Source organism: Streptomyces sp. NPDC058864, assembly GCF_042742985.1.
Classification (GTDB): domain Bacteria; phylum Actinomycetota; class Actinomycetes; order Streptomycetales; family Streptomycetaceae; genus Actinacidiphila.
In genome coordinates, this window is the sequence record NZ_JBHYMQ010000115.1 from 1 (window position 1) to 15,367 (window position 15,367).

The 15,367-nt window shown below is 71.9% G+C and carries 9 protein-coding genes; 4 read left to right on the forward strand and 5 right to left on the reverse strand.

Going from position 1 to position 15,367, the window contains the following annotated elements; translation table 11 throughout:
• Window positions 1–181: 181 nt before the first annotated feature.
• From ACFW3D_RS40455 to ACFW3D_RS40465, 3 genes are all read right to left on the reverse strand, one after another.
• Window positions 182–523, reverse strand: coding sequence for a hypothetical protein (locus tag ACFW3D_RS40455; RefSeq protein WP_500513340.1), 342 nt, complete (start codon window positions 521–523; stop codon window positions 182–184).
• A 310-nt stretch (window positions 524–833) separates the two neighbouring features.
• Window positions 834–1,832: a type I glyceraldehyde-3-phosphate dehydrogenase gene (gene gap / locus ACFW3D_RS40460; RefSeq protein WP_500513342.1), complete on the reverse strand. Its 999-nt coding sequence runs from the start codon at window positions 1,830–1,832 to the stop codon at window positions 834–836.
• Between the two features lie 125 nt (window positions 1,833–1,957).
• Complete coding sequence (locus ACFW3D_RS40465) at window positions 1,958–2,908, reverse strand: GlxA family transcriptional regulator (protein WP_500513344.1); 951 nt, start codon at window positions 2,906–2,908, stop codon at window positions 1,958–1,960.
• A 218-nt stretch (window positions 2,909–3,126) separates the two neighbouring features.
• Here ACFW3D_RS40465 and ACFW3D_RS40470 point away from each other — a divergent pair, with 218 nt between their 5' ends.
• On the forward strand, window positions 3,127–3,921 hold the full coding sequence (locus ACFW3D_RS40470) for an SGNH/GDSL hydrolase family protein (protein ID WP_500513346.1): 795 nt from the start codon (window positions 3,127–3,129) through the stop codon (window positions 3,919–3,921).
• Window positions 3,922–4,273: 352 nt separating this feature from the next.
• Window positions 4,274–6,472, forward strand: a complete 2,199-nt coding sequence (locus ACFW3D_RS40475) for a TIGR03767 family metallophosphoesterase (protein WP_500513348.1) — start codon at window positions 4,274–4,276, stop codon at window positions 6,470–6,472.
• A gap of 56 nt (window positions 6,473–6,528) precedes the next feature.
• On the opposite strand, the gene ACFW3D_RS40480 is transcribed toward ACFW3D_RS40475, so the two are convergent.
• Window positions 6,529–10,335: a GH92 family glycosyl hydrolase gene (locus ACFW3D_RS40480; RefSeq protein WP_500513350.1), complete on the reverse strand. Its 3,807-nt coding sequence runs from the start codon at window positions 10,333–10,335 to the stop codon at window positions 6,529–6,531.
• A 430-nt stretch (window positions 10,336–10,765) separates the two neighbouring features.
• Between ACFW3D_RS40480 and ACFW3D_RS40485 the strand changes: the two genes are divergently transcribed.
• Entirely contained in the window at window positions 10,766–11,464 is a 699-nt protein-coding gene (locus ACFW3D_RS40485) for a hypothetical protein (protein WP_500513352.1), read from the forward strand.
• Between the two features lie 76 nt (window positions 11,465–11,540).
• Here the strand turns inward: ACFW3D_RS40485 and ACFW3D_RS40490 are convergent, their stop codons facing one another.
• Entirely contained in the window at window positions 11,541–13,574 is a 2,034-nt protein-coding gene (locus ACFW3D_RS40490) for a S9 family peptidase (protein ID WP_500513354.1), read from the reverse strand.
• A 282-nt stretch (window positions 13,575–13,856) separates the two neighbouring features.
• Here ACFW3D_RS40490 and ACFW3D_RS40495 point away from each other — a divergent pair, with 282 nt between their 5' ends.
• Window positions 13,857–15,365 carry an FG-GAP repeat protein gene (locus ACFW3D_RS40495; protein WP_500513356.1) on the forward strand — a complete coding sequence of 503 codons (1,509 nt, stop codon included), beginning with the start codon at window positions 13,857–13,859 and terminating at the stop codon, window positions 15,363–15,365.
• Window positions 15,366–15,367: the final 2 nt, after the last annotated feature.

A 15,367-nucleotide genomic window follows, 5' to 3' on the forward strand; every position in this document is an offset into this window, starting at 1 on the left:
GCACTCACAACCGTGTTTGTGCTGGGTATTCTTGTGGGGGTAGGGGTTTTGTCTGGGGGGGGCGGGTTGGTGGGACCGCGGCCGCCCGGGGGGGGGCGCCGCCCCCGGCCGCCCGGCGGGGGCGCCCCGCCCGCCGTTCTCCCGTGCCCCGGCCCTCCGCGGCGGACACCGCCCGGGGCGCTCAGCCGTACGGGTGGTCCGGCGCGCCGTCGACCCGGCGGGAGCCGCGGGCGTCGTCCATCCAGCTCGGGCGTGTCCGGAGGAAGGAGAGGTCCTCGGCGGCCGGCGCGGCCGCGTCGCGCAGGCGTTCGCCCTCGTCGGCCGCGAGCCGGGTGTACCAGGTCGTCAGGTCGTCGGCACCGCCGCCCGACCAGTCGGGGAACTCGTGGAAGCGGTGGAACCAGAAGGTGCGGCAGGCCGTGCAGCGCAGCAGGGACTCCTGGTCGTGGTGGGACTCGTACAGTGTCCGCACCCAGGCGAGTTCGGGCTCGGCGCAGCAGTCGATGAAACTCGGGGTCGCCACGGTGCGTGATCCTATCCCCGGCGGCGGACGCGTTCGGAGTGCCCGCCACCCTCTCGGCGTTCGGGCCCGCGAGGCCCGTCGCCCTTGAGATACCGCGACGCGCGGGAGCGTGCGGGATTCCGGTATCCGCGCCAGGTCGGCGGGGCTTCCGGGTTCTTCCCGGAACGCGTCTTCGACGAGACCCGGCAGGCGGTTCTGGCCGACTTCTTCGCACGGCGGCTGCCGCCGGTGAAGCGCCCTGGTACCGGCCCTTCTCCTGACCGGGGGCGGGCCGGGGCCGGCCGGTGGTGCCGGCCCCCTGCGACGACCGTCAGGCGCGGGCGAGGAGTTCGAGGGTGTCGACGACGCGGTTGGAGAAGCCCCACTCGTTGTCGTACCAGGCGACGACCTTGATGTGGCGGCCCTCCACGCGGGTGAGGGCGGCGTCGAAGATCGACGAGGCCGGGTGGCCGGTGATGTCGCTGGAGACCAGCGGTTCGGTGGCGTAGTCGAGGACGCCCTTCAGCCTGCCGTCGGCGGCGGCGCGATAGGCGTCCAGCACCTGTTCGCGGCTGACCTCGCGGGAGACCGTGGTGTTGAGCTCCACGATCGAGCCCACCGGCACGGGCACGCGGATCGAGTCGCCGGACAGCTTGCCGTCGAGGTTCGGCAGCACCTTGCCGATGGCCTTGGCGGCCCCGGTGGTGGTGGGCACGATGTTCACGCCGGCGGCGCGGGCGCGGCGCATGTCGCGGTGCGGGCCGTCCTGGAGGTTCTGCTCCTGGGTGTAGGCATGCACCGTCGTCATGAATCCGTGCTCGATGCCGGCCAGGTCGTCCAGCACGGACGCGAGCGGGGCCAGGGCGTTCGTGGTGCACGAGGCGTTCGACACGATGACGTGCCGGGCCGGGTCGTACTCCGCGGTGTTCACGCCGAAGGCGAGGGTGACGTCCGCGCCGTCGGAGGGGGCGCTGACCAGGACCCGCTTGGCGCCGGCGGTCAGGTGCGCGCGGGCGGCCTCAGCCGAGGTGAAGCGGCCGGTGGATTCCAGCACGACGTCGACGCCCAGTTCGGCCCACGGCAGCTTCGCCGGCTCGCGCTCGGCGAGCACCTTGATCCGGTGACCGTCGACGACCAGATCGGACCCGTCCACCTCGACGGTGCGGCCGAGCCGGCCGAGCGAGCTGTCGAACTTGAGGAGGTGTGCGAGGGACTCGGGTGCGGTCAGGTCGTTGACGGCGACCACCTCGAGGTCGCTGCCGCGCTCGAGGAGGGCGCGGAGGGTGTTGCGTCCGATGCGGCCGAATCCGTTGACGGCGATGCGGGTCATGGAGGGTTCCTTTCGTTGCCGTCTCCATGTTCGGCAGCGGGCCGCCGCCCCGGCAGTGGCCTGAACGACAGCATGCGCAAGGATCTCGCCAGACCTTTCGCCACCGTCCGCAAGGATCCCGCCACTCAGGCGGAGAAGGTGTTCCGGTACTCCGTGGGCGAGGTGCCGAGGATGCGGTGGAAGTGCAGCCGCAGGTTCGCGCCGGTGCCGAGGCCGACACGGTCGGCGATCTGCTCCACGCCCAGGTCGGTGCGTTCCAGCAGTTCACGTGCCAGGTCGACCCGGGCGCGCAGCACCCACTGCATCGGCGTGTAGCCGGTGTCCTCCGCGAACCGGCGTGAGAAGGTGCGTGCCGACACCCGGGCGTTGCGGGCGAGCGTGTCGAGCGTCAGAGGTTCGGCGAGGTGCGCCAGGGCCCATTCGCGGGTGCTCGCGAACAGGTCGCCGAGCGGTTCGGGCACGCTCCGGGGCACGTACTGGGCCTGCCCGCCGCTGCGGTAGGGCGCCGCGACCAGACGTCGCGCGACGTGGTTGGAGAGGCCGACGCCGTGGTCGCGCCGTACCAGGTGCAGGCACAGGTCGATGCCGGACGCGGCTCCGGCCGAGGTGAGCACGTCGCCCTCGTCGACGAACAGCACGTTCTCGTCCACCCGCACCAGCGGGTGCCGTTCGGCGAGGGCCCTCGTGTAGTGCCAATGGGTGGTGGCCCGCTTTCCGTTGAGCAGGCCCGTCGCCGCCAGCGCGAAGGCCCCGGTCGAGATGGCCGCGAGCCGGGTGCCGCGTTCGTGGGCCGCCATCAGCGCGCCGACGACCGCCGCGGACGGTTCGGTGGTCGCCGGCTCCCGGTAACCGGGGATGAAGACGGTGTCGGCTTCGTCGAAGGCCTCGAGGCCCTCCGCCACGTGGTACGACAAACCGTCGCCGCCGGTCACCAGGCCGGGCGCGGCGCCGCACACCCGCACCTCGTAGGGCATGCTCGGCCGGCTGGAGAACACCTGGGCCGGGATGCCGACGTCGAGGGGCTTGGCCCCCTCCAGTACGAGCACGACGACGTGGTGGTTCCTGCTGCGGCTCAACGGGTCTCCTGCGGCTCTCCCGCCCTGTGGCGCGGCTGACTGCTGTCGCAAGCATCCTGCCACCGTCCCCCGGGCGCCGCCCGGCGCGGAGGCCACGGTGGGCCGAACACGGGATCTACGCGCGAAGAAATTTTAACATTCCATTGTCATGAACACTTCCCAGCGGGCCGGGTCCGGGGTTACCAAGTGGTAGTCAGTTCCCCGCCCAGGGAGGTTCCGTGAGACGCACCACGTCGTTGTCGGCCCTGACCACCCTGATCGTCACCCTGGCCTTCGGCCTGTTGTGGTCCACCCCGGCGCAGGCCGCCGGGCCCGCCTACGTCGCGCTGGGGGACTCGTACTCCGCCGGCAACGGCGCGGGCAACTACGACAGCGCGAGCGGCAGTTGCCACCGGAGTTTCAGCGCGTACCCGTACCTGTGGAAGAACGCCCACGCCCCCTCCTCCTTCGCCGACACCTCCTGCTCCGGTGCGGTGACCACGGACGTGACCAACAGCCAGCTCGGCCCGCTGAACGCCTCCACCGGTCTGGTCTCCCTCACCATCGGCGGCAACGACGCGGGCTTCTCCGACGTCATGACGACCTGTGTGATCGGCTCCGACACCGACTGCGTCAACCGGGTCAACCAGGCGGAGACCTACGCCCGCAACACCCTGCCCGCCCGCCTCGACGCCACCTACAACGCGATCCGCGCCAAAGCCCCCAACGCCAAGGTCGTCGTCCTCGGTTATCCGCGCGTCTACACCCTGAACGTCCTGTGTGTCGGCCTCTCCGACACCAAGCACCGCAAGATCGACGAGGCCGCCGACGTGCTCGACGGAGTCATCGCCGCCCGCGCCGCCGCCCACGGTTTCGTCTTCGGGGACGTCCGGGGCACCTTCAACGGCCATGAACTCTGCTCGGGCGACGACTGGTTGCACTCCCTGGTCGTCTCGCCGAGCTGGGAGTCCTACCACCCCACCGCCAAGGGCCACACGAGCGGCTACTACCCCGTACTGAACGCCAACAGCTGACCGCCCGCCTCCCCGCACCTACCCCGGGGCCGCCCCGGCCCGGCGCCGCCCGGTCCGGTCCCGTCCCCTCCGGCGACCCCGTACGGCCGCGTCCGAAGGCCCGTACGGGGTCGCGTCGTGCCGTCACCGGCCGCTGCCGCGAACTGAGTCAGTGACAAAGTGGATGAGTGGCTGAACCACTCCTTGCGGTCCGGGCCCTCCGTTTGCCAGGCTTGGCGGGCCCGGTCCTGCGCTCCACGACCGGGTGGTTCGCGCGCCTCCCTCGTCCCCCCTCGCCATGCCGTGCTGCCCGCGCACGGCGGCTGACGACCGAACAGGATGCGGAATGTCTCTGACGCGCCGAAGAATGCTGATGGCGAGTGCCGTGAGCGTGGTGACCGCCGCCGTCGCCCCGGGCGGACTCGCCGGCCCCGCGGCCGCCGCCCCACGGGCCACCGCCGCCGACGACGGTTCCGCACCGGGACTGTCGACCCTGGACCGCACGCTGCTACGCGGCCCGGACCTCGGGTCCGGCTACCGCGGGATCGTCGCGGCGCCCGGTGAGCCCCACCTCGTCCGCAAGGACCTGGCCAACGTCACCGCGCCCACGGTGACCCGGTCGCTGATCGCCTTCGCCCAGATGTCGGACCTGCACATCGTCGACGACCAGTCACCGCTGCGCGTCGAGTGCCTGGACCGGCTCGCCGACTACGGGCCCCCGCACTACAACTCGTACCCCACCGAGTCCGCGTACCGCGCGCACGAGTTCCTGTCGACCCAGACCACCGACGCGATGTGCCGCGCCGTCCGGCAGATCGGCCGCGGGCCGCGGACCGGCGCGCCGCTGGCCTTCACCGTCGTCACCGGCGACGCGGTCGACAACTGCCAGTACAACGAGACCCGTTGGTACATCGACCTGCTGGACGGCAACACCGTCACCCCCGACTCCGGAAGCCTCTCCCTCGACGAGAGCGTGAGCAGCGGGCGGTTCGGCACCGACGTCCACTACTGGCACCCGCAGGCCCGGCAGAGCCCCGCCGACAACAACGAGCTGGCCGGCTTCCCCCTGGTGACCGGACTGCTCGCCGCCGCCCGCAGGCCCTTCACCGCGAGCGGGCTCCGCATGCCCTGGTACGCCGCCTACGGCAACCACGACGGCCTCGTCCAGGGCAACGTCGCGCCGGACGTCCTGCCCTTCGACCCGCTCAAGAGCATCGCCACCGGCTCGACGAAGATCACCCAGATCGAGGGCGTCCCCGACGTCTTCGACAACGGGCCCGCCTACTACATCGAGCTGCTGACGGACATCATCACCGGCGACTTCACCCTCGACACCGAGAAGGTCACCGCCGACCCCGCACGACGCCTGCTGGAGCGGCGCGAGTTCGTCGCCGAGCACTTCCGCACCACCGGCACCCCCGCGGGGCACGGCTTCACCTCCGGCAGCGACCGGGCCTACTACGCCATACCCTCCGGCCCCACCGACCTCGTCCAGGTCCTCGTGCTGGACACGACCAACGCGAGCGGCGGCGCGGACGGGGCCCTCGACGAAGCCCAGTGGGAGTGGCTGGACGCACAGCTCAGGGCCAACAGCTCCCGCTACGAGACGGACCGCGCCAACGGCACGGGTCCCGGCACCGTCGTCACCCAGCCCGGGGTCAAGGACAAGCTGATCGTCGTCTGCTGCCACCACACCCTGGACTCGATGGACAACACGGACGACGACGCGCCCTACAGCGGCGCCGACCTGCGCGACAAACTGCTGCGCTTCCCGAACGTCGTGCTGATGGTGGACGGCCACACGCACACCAACAACATCACCGCGCACAAGCCCGCCTGGACCTCCGCACTCAGCGCCGGCTTCTGGGAGGTGAACACGGCCTCGCACATCGACTGGCCCGTGCAGTCCCGGATCGTCGAGATCGCCGAGGGCGGCGGCTACCTGTCGATCTTCACCACCATGGTCGACGCGGACGCGCCGCTGTCGTACGGAGGGGACACCGGCACCCCCGCCGCGCTCGCCTCACTGGCGCGCGAACTGGCCGCCAACGACATCCAGTCCGTCGCGCGCGGCATCGACCTGCGGCGCGGCGCGGCGACCGCCCGCAACACCCAACTGCTGCTGCCGCTGCCGTTCGCGCTGCCCACCGGCGCCGGCACGCCCGCGCCGGACTGGCCCCTCCTGCAGCAGGGCCAGAGCGGCACCCGGGTCAGGGCCCTGCAGTACCTGCTGAACGCCCGCGGGGTGGGGCTCGCCGTGGACGGCGTCTTCGGCATCACGACCGCCGCCGGGGTCCGTTCCTTCCAGACCTCGCGCGGCCTGCCCTCGAACGGCGTCGTCGGCCCGGCGACCTGGCAGCCGCTGGTCTTCACGACGCTGGCGCAGGGCGCCTCGGGCCCCGCGGTCTCCGCGGTGCAATACCTGCTGAACACCCGCGGCGCGGGGCTGAGCGTCGACGGCGCCTTCGGCACGGCGACGGACGCCGCGGTGCGCTCCTTCCAGTCCGCCCGTGGTCTGCCCGCGGACGGCACCGTCCGGACCGGGACCTGGCTGAACCTGCTGGCCCCCTGACGCGACGAGGGCGGGCGCGGAGTCCACTCCGCGCCCGCCCCCTCGTCACGCGTGGATCAGGCGAGCAGCTCCACCTCGGCCAGGGTCGACTCGGCGTCCAGGACCAGGCGGTACTGGGTGTAGCCGCCCGGCTTGGGGACCGAGAAGGCCCGGGTCTGGCGGTCCCAGGTGAAGGACTCACCGGAGCGCTTGTCGAGGGTCTTCCAGTGCGTGCCGTCCGAGGAGCCCTGGAGCGTCCAGCCCGTGGGCGCCTTGGCGCGGTCCGCCGACGAGGTCAGCGTGTACTGGACGGCCTTGGTCCGTCCGCCGACCGGGAGGTCCACGGTGGTGACCGCCGCGTCCGTCGCCGAGGTGTTGTCGAACAGCGCGCCGTCGCCCTTGAGGGCGTCCGCGCGAGGTGCGGGCACCTCGTCGTCCTGGGTGATCGACACCGGCGCGGCGTTCTTGCCGGTGCCCCAGGACGAGGGCTTCGGGCCCATGTCGAACTCCAGCACGCCGCCCTTGGCGAGCAGCGAGTGCGGCAGCGAGGTGGACGTCCAGGAGCGGCCGTTGACCTTGAGTCCCTGCACGTACACGTTGCGCGTGCTGTTCTTCGGGGCCTTGACCACCAGGTCCTTGCCGTTCTCGAGGTGGACCGTCGCCTTGGTGAACAGCGGGGAGCCGATGGCGTACTCGCCGCTGCCCATCACCAGCGGGTAGAAGCCGAGCGAGGAGAAGAGGAACCAGGCCGACTGCTCGCCGTTGTCCTCGTCGCCGTGGTAGCCCTGCCCGATGTCGCTGCCGGTGTACAGGCGGGAGAGCACCTCGCGGACGTTCTTCTGCGTCTCCCAGGGGCGGCCGGCCGCGTCGTACATGTACGTCACGTGGTGGGCCACCTGGTTGGAGTGCCCGTACATGCCCATCCGCACGTCCCGGGCCTCCGTCATCTCGTGGATGACGCCCCCGTAGGAGCCGACGAACTCCGGCGAGGCGGTCTCGGGCGTGGCGAAGTACTCGTCGAGCTTCTTCGCCAGGCCGTCACGGCCTCCGTACAGGTTGGCCAGGCCCCGGCTGTCCTGCGGGGCGGTGAAGGCGTAGCCCCAGCCGTTCGTCTCGGTGTAGTCGTAACCCCACACCCGCGGGTCGTACTTCGCGGAGTCGACCCGCCAGTCGCCCTTGGCGTCACGCCCCTGGAAGAAGCCGGCTTCCGGGTCGAAGAGGTTGACGTAGTCCTGGGCGCGGTTGAGGAAGTACGCGGACTCCTCCTTGTAGCGCTTCTTGCCGGTCTTCTCGTAGAGCGCCTTGCCCATCTCGGCGATGCCGTAGTCGTTGAGGTAGCCCTCCAGCGCCCACGACAGGCCCTCGTGGGTGTCGGTGCTCGTGTAGCCGAGGAAGGGGGAGGTGGCCATGCCCTTGCGGCCCACGCCCGACTGCGGCGGGACGACCGTCGCGTTCTTCACGGCCGCGTCGTACGCCGCCTCGGCGTCGAAGTTCACGCCCTTGACGTAGGCGTCCGCGAACGCGACGTCCGAGGACGTGCCCGTCATCAGGTCCGCGTAGCCGGGGGACGACCAGCGCGAGGTCCAGCCGCCGTCCTTGTACTGCTGCACGAACCCGTCGACCATCTCACCGGCCTGACTGGGCGTCAGGAAGGAGTACGCCGGCCACGTCGTCCGGTAGGTGTCCCAGAAGCCGTTGTTGACGTAGACCTTGCCGTCCACGATCTTCGCGCCGGTGTGGGTCGGGGTGTCGGGACCGGGCATCGCGGAGAACGGGGACGCGTACTGGTACTTCGACCCCACCTTCTCGAAGCCGGAGTTGGGGTACAGGTACAGCCGGTACAGGCTGGAGTAGAGCGTCGTCAGCTGGTCCGGCGTCGCACCCTCGACCTCGACGCGGCCCAGCAGCTTGTCCCACTGCTTCTGCGCCCGGGACTTCACCGTCTCGAAGGAGGTGCCCTGCGGTATCTCCTGGCGCAGGTTGTCCTTCGCCTGGTCGATGCTGATCAGCGAGGTGGCCAGGCGCAGCGAGACGGTGCGGTCCTCGCCCGCGTCGAAGCGCAGGTAGCCCTTCACGCCGCTCGACGTTCCCTCCTTCACGGGCGCGTCGAACTCGCCGTACAGGAACAGCCGGGTGGCGCCGGTGGAGAGTCCGGACTTCACGTCGGAGTAGCCGGTGAAGGTGCCGGTCTCCTTGTCGAGCGTCAGGCCCGCCTGCTCGGTGACGTTGTCGAAGAGCACGCTCGCGTCGTCACCGGGGTAGGTGAAGCGCATCACCGCCGCGTGGTCGGCCGGCGCCATCTCCGTCTTGAGGCCGTTCTCGAACTTCACCCCGTAGTAGTAGGGGCGGGCGGTCTCGTTCTCGTGCCGGAAGGGCAGCGCCCGCGCGCCGCGCGCCGTGTCCGGGGTGCCGGAGGCGGCGGACGGCATCACCTGGAAGGTCTGCCGGTCGCCCATCCAGGGGCTGGGCTCGTGGCTGGCGCTGAACGCCTGGATCGTGGGCAGGTTGTCCGAGTTGTTCGCCTTGGCGTAGTCGTACAGCCAGTTCAGGGTGCCCGCGTTGGTCACCGGCGTCCAGAAGTTGAAGCCGTGCGGGACGGCCGTCGCCGGGAAGTTGTTGCCGCGCGAGAAGCTGCCGCTGGAGTTGGTGCCGCGGGTCGTCAGCGCGTAGTCCGACAGGTGCGCCTTCGGCTTCTGCGGCGGGAGCGGCTTCAGGGCCACGTCGTCCAGCCAGCCGCGGAACTTCGCCGGGCCCTTGGCGGAGTCGTACGCGACCACGATGCGGTCGACGGTCTTGCCGGCCGCGACCGAGCCGATCCGCGAGACGACGTCGTTCCACTGGTTGACGTAGAGCACCTTGGCCGCGCCCTGCCCCTGCGGGGTGAGCGCGAAGCCGTGCTGGTCGGTGGCGCCGAGGCGGCTGAGGTAGGTGCCGTCGGTGAAGACCAGGTCCACGGAGACGTTGGTGGCGTCGTAGTCGCGGTCGCCGTCGGCCATCGACGGGTAGATCCGGTACGACAGCGCGGTGTCCCGGCGGACGGGCAGGTCGACGTCGAAGACCTTGTTGTACGAGTACGCCCGGCTGTCACCGGTGTGCCGGCCCGCGTAGCGCAACGCCCGCGTACCGGTGAAGCCGGCGCCCGACTTCGCCGTCGGCGAGCCGCTCGGGCCGCGGTCGACGAGCGAGAGCATGTCCTGCGGCACGGGGTCGCCGGTGCTGCCCGTCGACAGCTGCAGGTCGGCGAGCTGGGTGATGCCCGAGGCGCCGTTGTTCTTCGTGATGTCGATCCGGAAGTGCTGGTACTCGGCGGGCTCCGCGAGGTCGTACGACTTCGTCTGGAACCGCTCGGGGAAGGACTCGCCGGAGCGGGTGTCGAGGGTCTTCCAGTCCTTGCCGTCGGTCGAACCCTGCAGGGTCCAGTCCTTCGGGTCGCGTTCCGCGGCGTCGTTGGCGGACGTCAGCGCGTAGGTGACCACCTTCGCGGGGGCGTCGAGGTCGAACTCCACCCAGCCGGTGGGCTGGAAGACCAGCCACTTGGTCCCCGGCTCGGCGTCGACGAGGTTCTCCTTCACCTCGCCCGAGTCCGTGTACTCGCCGTTGGCGCGGATGTCGGTGACGTGGTCGTTGAGGTTGCCGGCAATGCCGGTGCTGTAGCCGCCGTCCACGCCCGAGGCCCGCTTGGACCCGTCGGCCGCGGTGTCCACGGTGTTGCGCCAGTCGGGCGCGGGATCGCCCGACTCGAACGACGACGCGAAGGTGTCGACGTGCGACTTGTGTTCGGTAACGGCGACCGCCGATTGCTGCGTGGCCGCGGCCAGAGCGAGGGCGGTCGCCAGGACGACCGCCGACGAGCTCCATCTGTGCCGGGCAGCTCTCTGCTGCATATGCGCGAGCACCCCTTCTGCGCCTGGACAACGTTGTCAAGTTCGCTTTGCAAGGGCCAGTAGGGGGTCAAGGCGCCGGTGGTGTCAAGGGTGTTGGTGTGACTTTCGGACCGGCGGGGTTCGGTTGTCCGGTCATGTCCCGAGCACTCGGGCGGCGACAGGCCTTGGCGCGGCCCCCGGACGGGGCGCCGATCGGGACGGGAGCCGGCCGCCCCACGGGGCGCCGTTCGATGTGGCGCTCCGGTGGCACGCACGGGGATCGTGGAGTCGGCATCCGCTGGAAGGGCCGTCGGTGAAGCCGGCCGGGGCCGTGGGAGACGATGCGTCACCACGTCCCCCTGGCGCGCCCGGTTTCCGTACCCGCTACAGGCGCCGCCTGATAGCCTGCCGTCTTCGCCGGTCACCCGGACGGAGTCCCCGGCAGGTCCCGATGCCCCGTCCCCAGTCTCTCCCGACCGCCCTCGACGCCCTGGATCGCGCCTTCGCCTCCGAAGAGCCCTTCCCCGTCACCGGGTGCCTGCATTGCTACGGCGAGCAGGACCTCGCCCGGCTCTCCGGGCCACTGCACCGCATACCCGAGGACCTGCTGTCCTCGGTCGCCGGGAAGACGCCCGACCACTGGGACGACTTCCCGCGTCTGTACCGGCGTCTTGTCCCGCGCATCATCCGCCCGGTCGTCACCGGAATGTTCTGCGTCGAAGAGGAACTCGTCGCCTCCCGCCTGGTCCAGGCGGACTGGACCACTTGGGACGCGCCCCTGACCGAAGCCCTCCACGACGTCTGGCACGCCTGGTGGCAGGCCACCTTGCGCACCCACCCCGGCCCCGTGCCGATCCGGAGGACCCTCGCCGTCGTCACCGTCGCCACCGGCACCCTGCGTCCCTGGCTGGAGGTCTGGACCGGCATCCGCACCTCGGCCGCCGACGCCCAACTGGCGGACCTCGTCGACGATGTGATGTTCGAGTCCGAGTTCACCGACCTGAACATGGGCTTCTACGAGGAGTACCACGCCACCGCGGAGCTGGTGGAGTGGCTGCTCACCGATGTGCGCGACCGTGTCGCCGACGCACGTCCCGACGCCCTCTACCGCGTCGAAGCCTTCCGGACCGGCGCCCGGCACGCCGGATGAGGGTGGACACGCGGCACGCTACCGCCGGGGCCCGGTACGGACCGGGCCCCGGCGGCGGGCCGGAGCGCGGGGGGCGTCAGACCAGGTCGGGGCGCTGCCATTCCTCGCCGAGGACGTGGTGCGCCAGGAAGGCCAGCACCGTGGCGTACCACAGGCGGACGTTGTTGGGCTTGAGGATCCAGTGGCCCTCGTCGGGGAAGTAGAGGAACTTCGCCGGGACCTCGAACCGCGCCAGGTCGTTCCAGAGCGCCAGGCCCTCGCCGATCGGCACCCGGTAGTCCTTGTCGCCGTGGATCACCAGCATCGGCGTCGCGATCTGCGCGGCCCGCAGGTGCGGGGACTCGCGCTCGTACCGCTCGGTGCTGACCAGCGGGTCGCCCTGACGCCGCATCCAGTAGGCCGGGAAGTCGGTGACCTGCGCGAAGCTGTACATGTTCCACAGGCTCGCGTGGGTGACGATCGCCTTGAAGCGGTCGGTGCGGGTGGCGATCCAGTTGGCCATGTAGCCGCCGTACGAGCCGCCCATCATCGCGGTGCGCGCGCCGTCCAGGTCGTCCCGCAGCAGCGCGGCGTCGGTAAGCGCCATCACGTCGTCGTACGGCGCGCCGCCCCAGTGCGCCCAGCCGCGCTCGTGCATCTGCTGGCCGTAACCGGTGGACAGCGCCGGGTCCGGCAGCAGGACCGCGTAGCCCGCGGCCGCCGCAACCCACGGGCTCCAGCGCCAGTGCCAGGCGTTCCAGCTGGTCTGCGGGCCGCCGTGGACCCACAGCAGCAGGGGCGCCGGGGAGTCGGCGCCCGCGCCGTCGGGCAGCACCAGCCAGGCCCGCAGCGCCGTCCCGTCCTCGGCGGTGGTGTGCACCTCGGTGAGGGTGCCCGGCAGGGCCGTGTCCTGCCCGGGGCAGGGCAGGGAAGCGGGCTGCTGCGCGGCCGCCGCGGCGTCGAGGCGCACCGGGAGCGGAGGGCTGTCGACCGCGGACCGCAGGGCGTACACGGTGCCGCCGTCCGGGCTCACCACCACGTCCGAGTACGTACCGGACGCGGTCAGCGCGACCAGCTCACCGCTGCCGGTGGACAGCCGGAAAACCGGTCCGTGGCCGCCCTCGTCGGCGGCGAAGTACACCACCGGGGCGCCGTCCGGACCGGGTACCGGGGAGACGACCGGTGCGCCCGGCCACTGGTCGAAACCGGGCAGCAGGTCGCGTCCGGCGTCCCGGTCGTCCGTGGCGCTCGCCAGCCACAGCGTCACGTCACCGGGGGCGTCCCAGGTGACCCGCCGCCGGCGGGCGCACACCACGTCCCGGCCGTCCGGGGTGAACGCCGGGGCGCCGAACTCCGCGTCGGGGTCCTCCAGCATCCGCAGCGGCTTGCCCGTCTCGGCGTCCGCGACGACGACCACGCCGCGGAGCTCGTCGGGGAGGGTGCCCACGGCCGTCGCGTACGCGACCAGGGACCCGTCGGGGGAGAGCGCGACACCCTCGGCGAACGCCGCGCGGCGCGCGCCGCAGTCCACGGCGGCGGGCTCCTGCGCGGCGGCGTCGGCGACGGTGAACACGTGCGGGACGCCGGGGCCCAGGTCGTGGTCCCAGTACCGCACCGGCACCGACTCGTGCAGGATCGCCGAGACCTTGGCCTTCCGGCGCGCCTCGCGCAGCCCTTCGTCCTGCTCCGCGTCCGCCGCGCCCGGCAGCAGGGAGGCACCGAAGGCGATCCGGGAGGAGCCGGTGGCGGTCGCGTACTCGTCGATCCCGCCGGCCCTGGCCAGCAGTTGCACGGCCTCACCGCCGGCCGGCAGGCTCCACAACGCCGCCTCCTGCCGGTCCTCCTCACCCTCCCCGGGGTCCGCGACCGGACGCGAGGACAGGAAGAGCAGGGTGCCGTCGGGCAGGAACCGGGGAGCGGACTCGCCGCGCCCGGAGCGGGTGAGCCTCCGGGCCGGGCGCTCGCCGGCCGGGTCCACCTCCCACAGGGCACCGATGAACCGGGTACGGTCGGCGGACAGCTCCTGAACCGCCGTCACCAGACGGGTCCCGTCCGGCGACAGCGCGAGCGAGGAGACGCGGGGCAGCGCGAGGAACGCCGCCAGGTCGTGGAATGCAGTGGATTCGGGCATGAGGATCATCCTGAATCCCGGAGGCGGTCCCGCACCAGTGCCCCCGGCGGCAAATCACGGTCAAAGACGCAGGCAGCGGCCGCCCGGTGGCACCGAGCCCCGCATCCCGGCCGCCGCGTCCCGAAATGCCGCCCGCCCGGCCGCTACAACCCTGGGCCAACATCACGTGTCTTCTGGGCGACGAACAGTGTGCGTTGCCGGCCGGACACCACCCGACCGCGGGCCTTCGACGTGGCCGCGAGGGACCCCGAGGGCAACCCGGAAGATCAAGGAGGTCCTTCTGTGCGTCACATCAAGAGCGCGGCCCTCGTGGCCGCGGCACTTCTCAGCCTCGGCGGCGGCGCCCTGCTCACGGCACCCGCCGCACAGGCGGACGTGCCCTTCCCGTCCATCGGGTGGCAGCAGCGCAACTGCGACTTCGACGGCAACGGCTACGACGACGTGCTGACCGGCGCCCCCGGCGCCACCGTGTCCGGGGCCAAGGGCGCCGGGTACGTGACCGTGCAGTACAGCGGGTCGGGCGGCCTCAGCACCGCCAAGAGAACCGTCCTCAGCCAGAGCACCGCGGGCGTCGCGGGCGCCGCCGAGGCCGGCGACGGCTTCGGACGGGCCGTGGCCACCGGCGACCTGGACAACGACGGCTACGACGACGCGATCGTCGGCATACCCGGCGAGGACATCGGCACGGTCTCCGACGCCGGCGGCGCCGTCGTCTTCTTCGGCTCGCCGACCGGACTGCACGGCAGCGACAGCGCCTGGCTGGAGGACCCCGACCAGCCGCGGGCCGGCGCGAACTTCGGGCGCGCCCTCGAAGCCGCACGCTACTTCGCCCCGGATCCCTCGGACCCCGACGCCAACCTGCGCGACAGCATCGCCGTCCTGGAGAACGACTCCCTGCTGTTCTTCACCGTCGAGCCGGGGGCGGCGGCCGCCGCCCCGCGGCTGCAGGAGGCGGGCAGGGGCGTCCGCGCCCTCCAGCGCACGGCACAGGACACCGGCCTCGCCCTGCGGAGCCTCAGCCACGGCAACTACAACGAGGACTCCTGGGCCGACCTGGCGGTCTCCGGGGTGACCACGGGCGACCACCCCGGGGCCGGCGTCACCCAGGTGCTGCACGGCGCCCCCGGCGTCGATGACATCAGCGACGGCGGGACCTTCGAGGGGGGCCCCGCGGTCGTCTCCAGCGACTTCAACCAGGACGGCCAGGACGACCTGGCCATAGGCGACACGGGGACCGGTTCCGCGCTCGGCGGGTCCGTCTCCGTCTACCTCGGCAGGGGCGACCTCTCGGGCCTCGCCCCGACCCCGGCGCAGACGTGGACCCAGGACTCCGCGGGCGTCCCCGGCGTCGCCGAGGCGGGCGACCGCTGGGGCTCCGAGCTGTCCTCCGGCGACACCAACGGTGACGGCCACCCCGACCTCGCCATCGGCGCCCCCGGCGAGGACATCGGCTCCGTGGCCGACGCCGGCGCGGTCTGGACCCTGCGCGGCGCACGGGGCGGCCTCACCGCCACGGGAGCGCGCAGCTTCGACCAGAACAGCGCCGGCATCCCCGGCGCCGCGGAGGCCTCCGACCGCTGGGGCGGCCAGATCCGGCTGATCGACGCGAACAAGGACGGCCGCTTCGGCCTCCTCGCGGCGGCCCCGGGCGAGAACACGAACGACGGCTTCGTGTGGGTCGTCCCCGCGTCGTCGTCCGGCCTGGTCGCGAACGGCACGTGGACGTACGACGGCGCCACGCTCGGCGCCTCGACGGCCGACGCGCAGTTCGGCGCGGCGATCGACGAGTAGGC

Bases quoted from the DNA above. Each gene is read 5' to 3' on its own strand.
- ACFW3D_RS40475 (WP_500513348.1), top strand. From the start codon at position 4,274: ATGGCGAGTGCCGTGAGCGTGGTGACCGCCGCCGTCGCCCCGGGCGGA.
- gap (WP_500513342.1), bottom strand. From the start codon at position 1,832: ATGACCCGCATCGCCGTCAACGGATTCGGCCGCATCGGACGCAACACC.
- ACFW3D_RS40490 (WP_500513354.1), bottom strand. From the start codon at position 13,574: ATGCCCGAATCCACTGCATTCCACGACCTGGCGGCGTTCCTCGCGCTG.
- ACFW3D_RS40485 (WP_500513352.1), top strand. From the start codon at position 10,766: ATGCCCCGTCCCCAGTCTCTCCCGACCGCCCTCGACGCCCTGGATCGC.
- ACFW3D_RS40480 (WP_500513350.1), bottom strand. From the start codon at position 10,335: ATGCAGCAGAGAGCTGCCCGGCACAGATGGAGCTCGTCGGCGGTCGTC.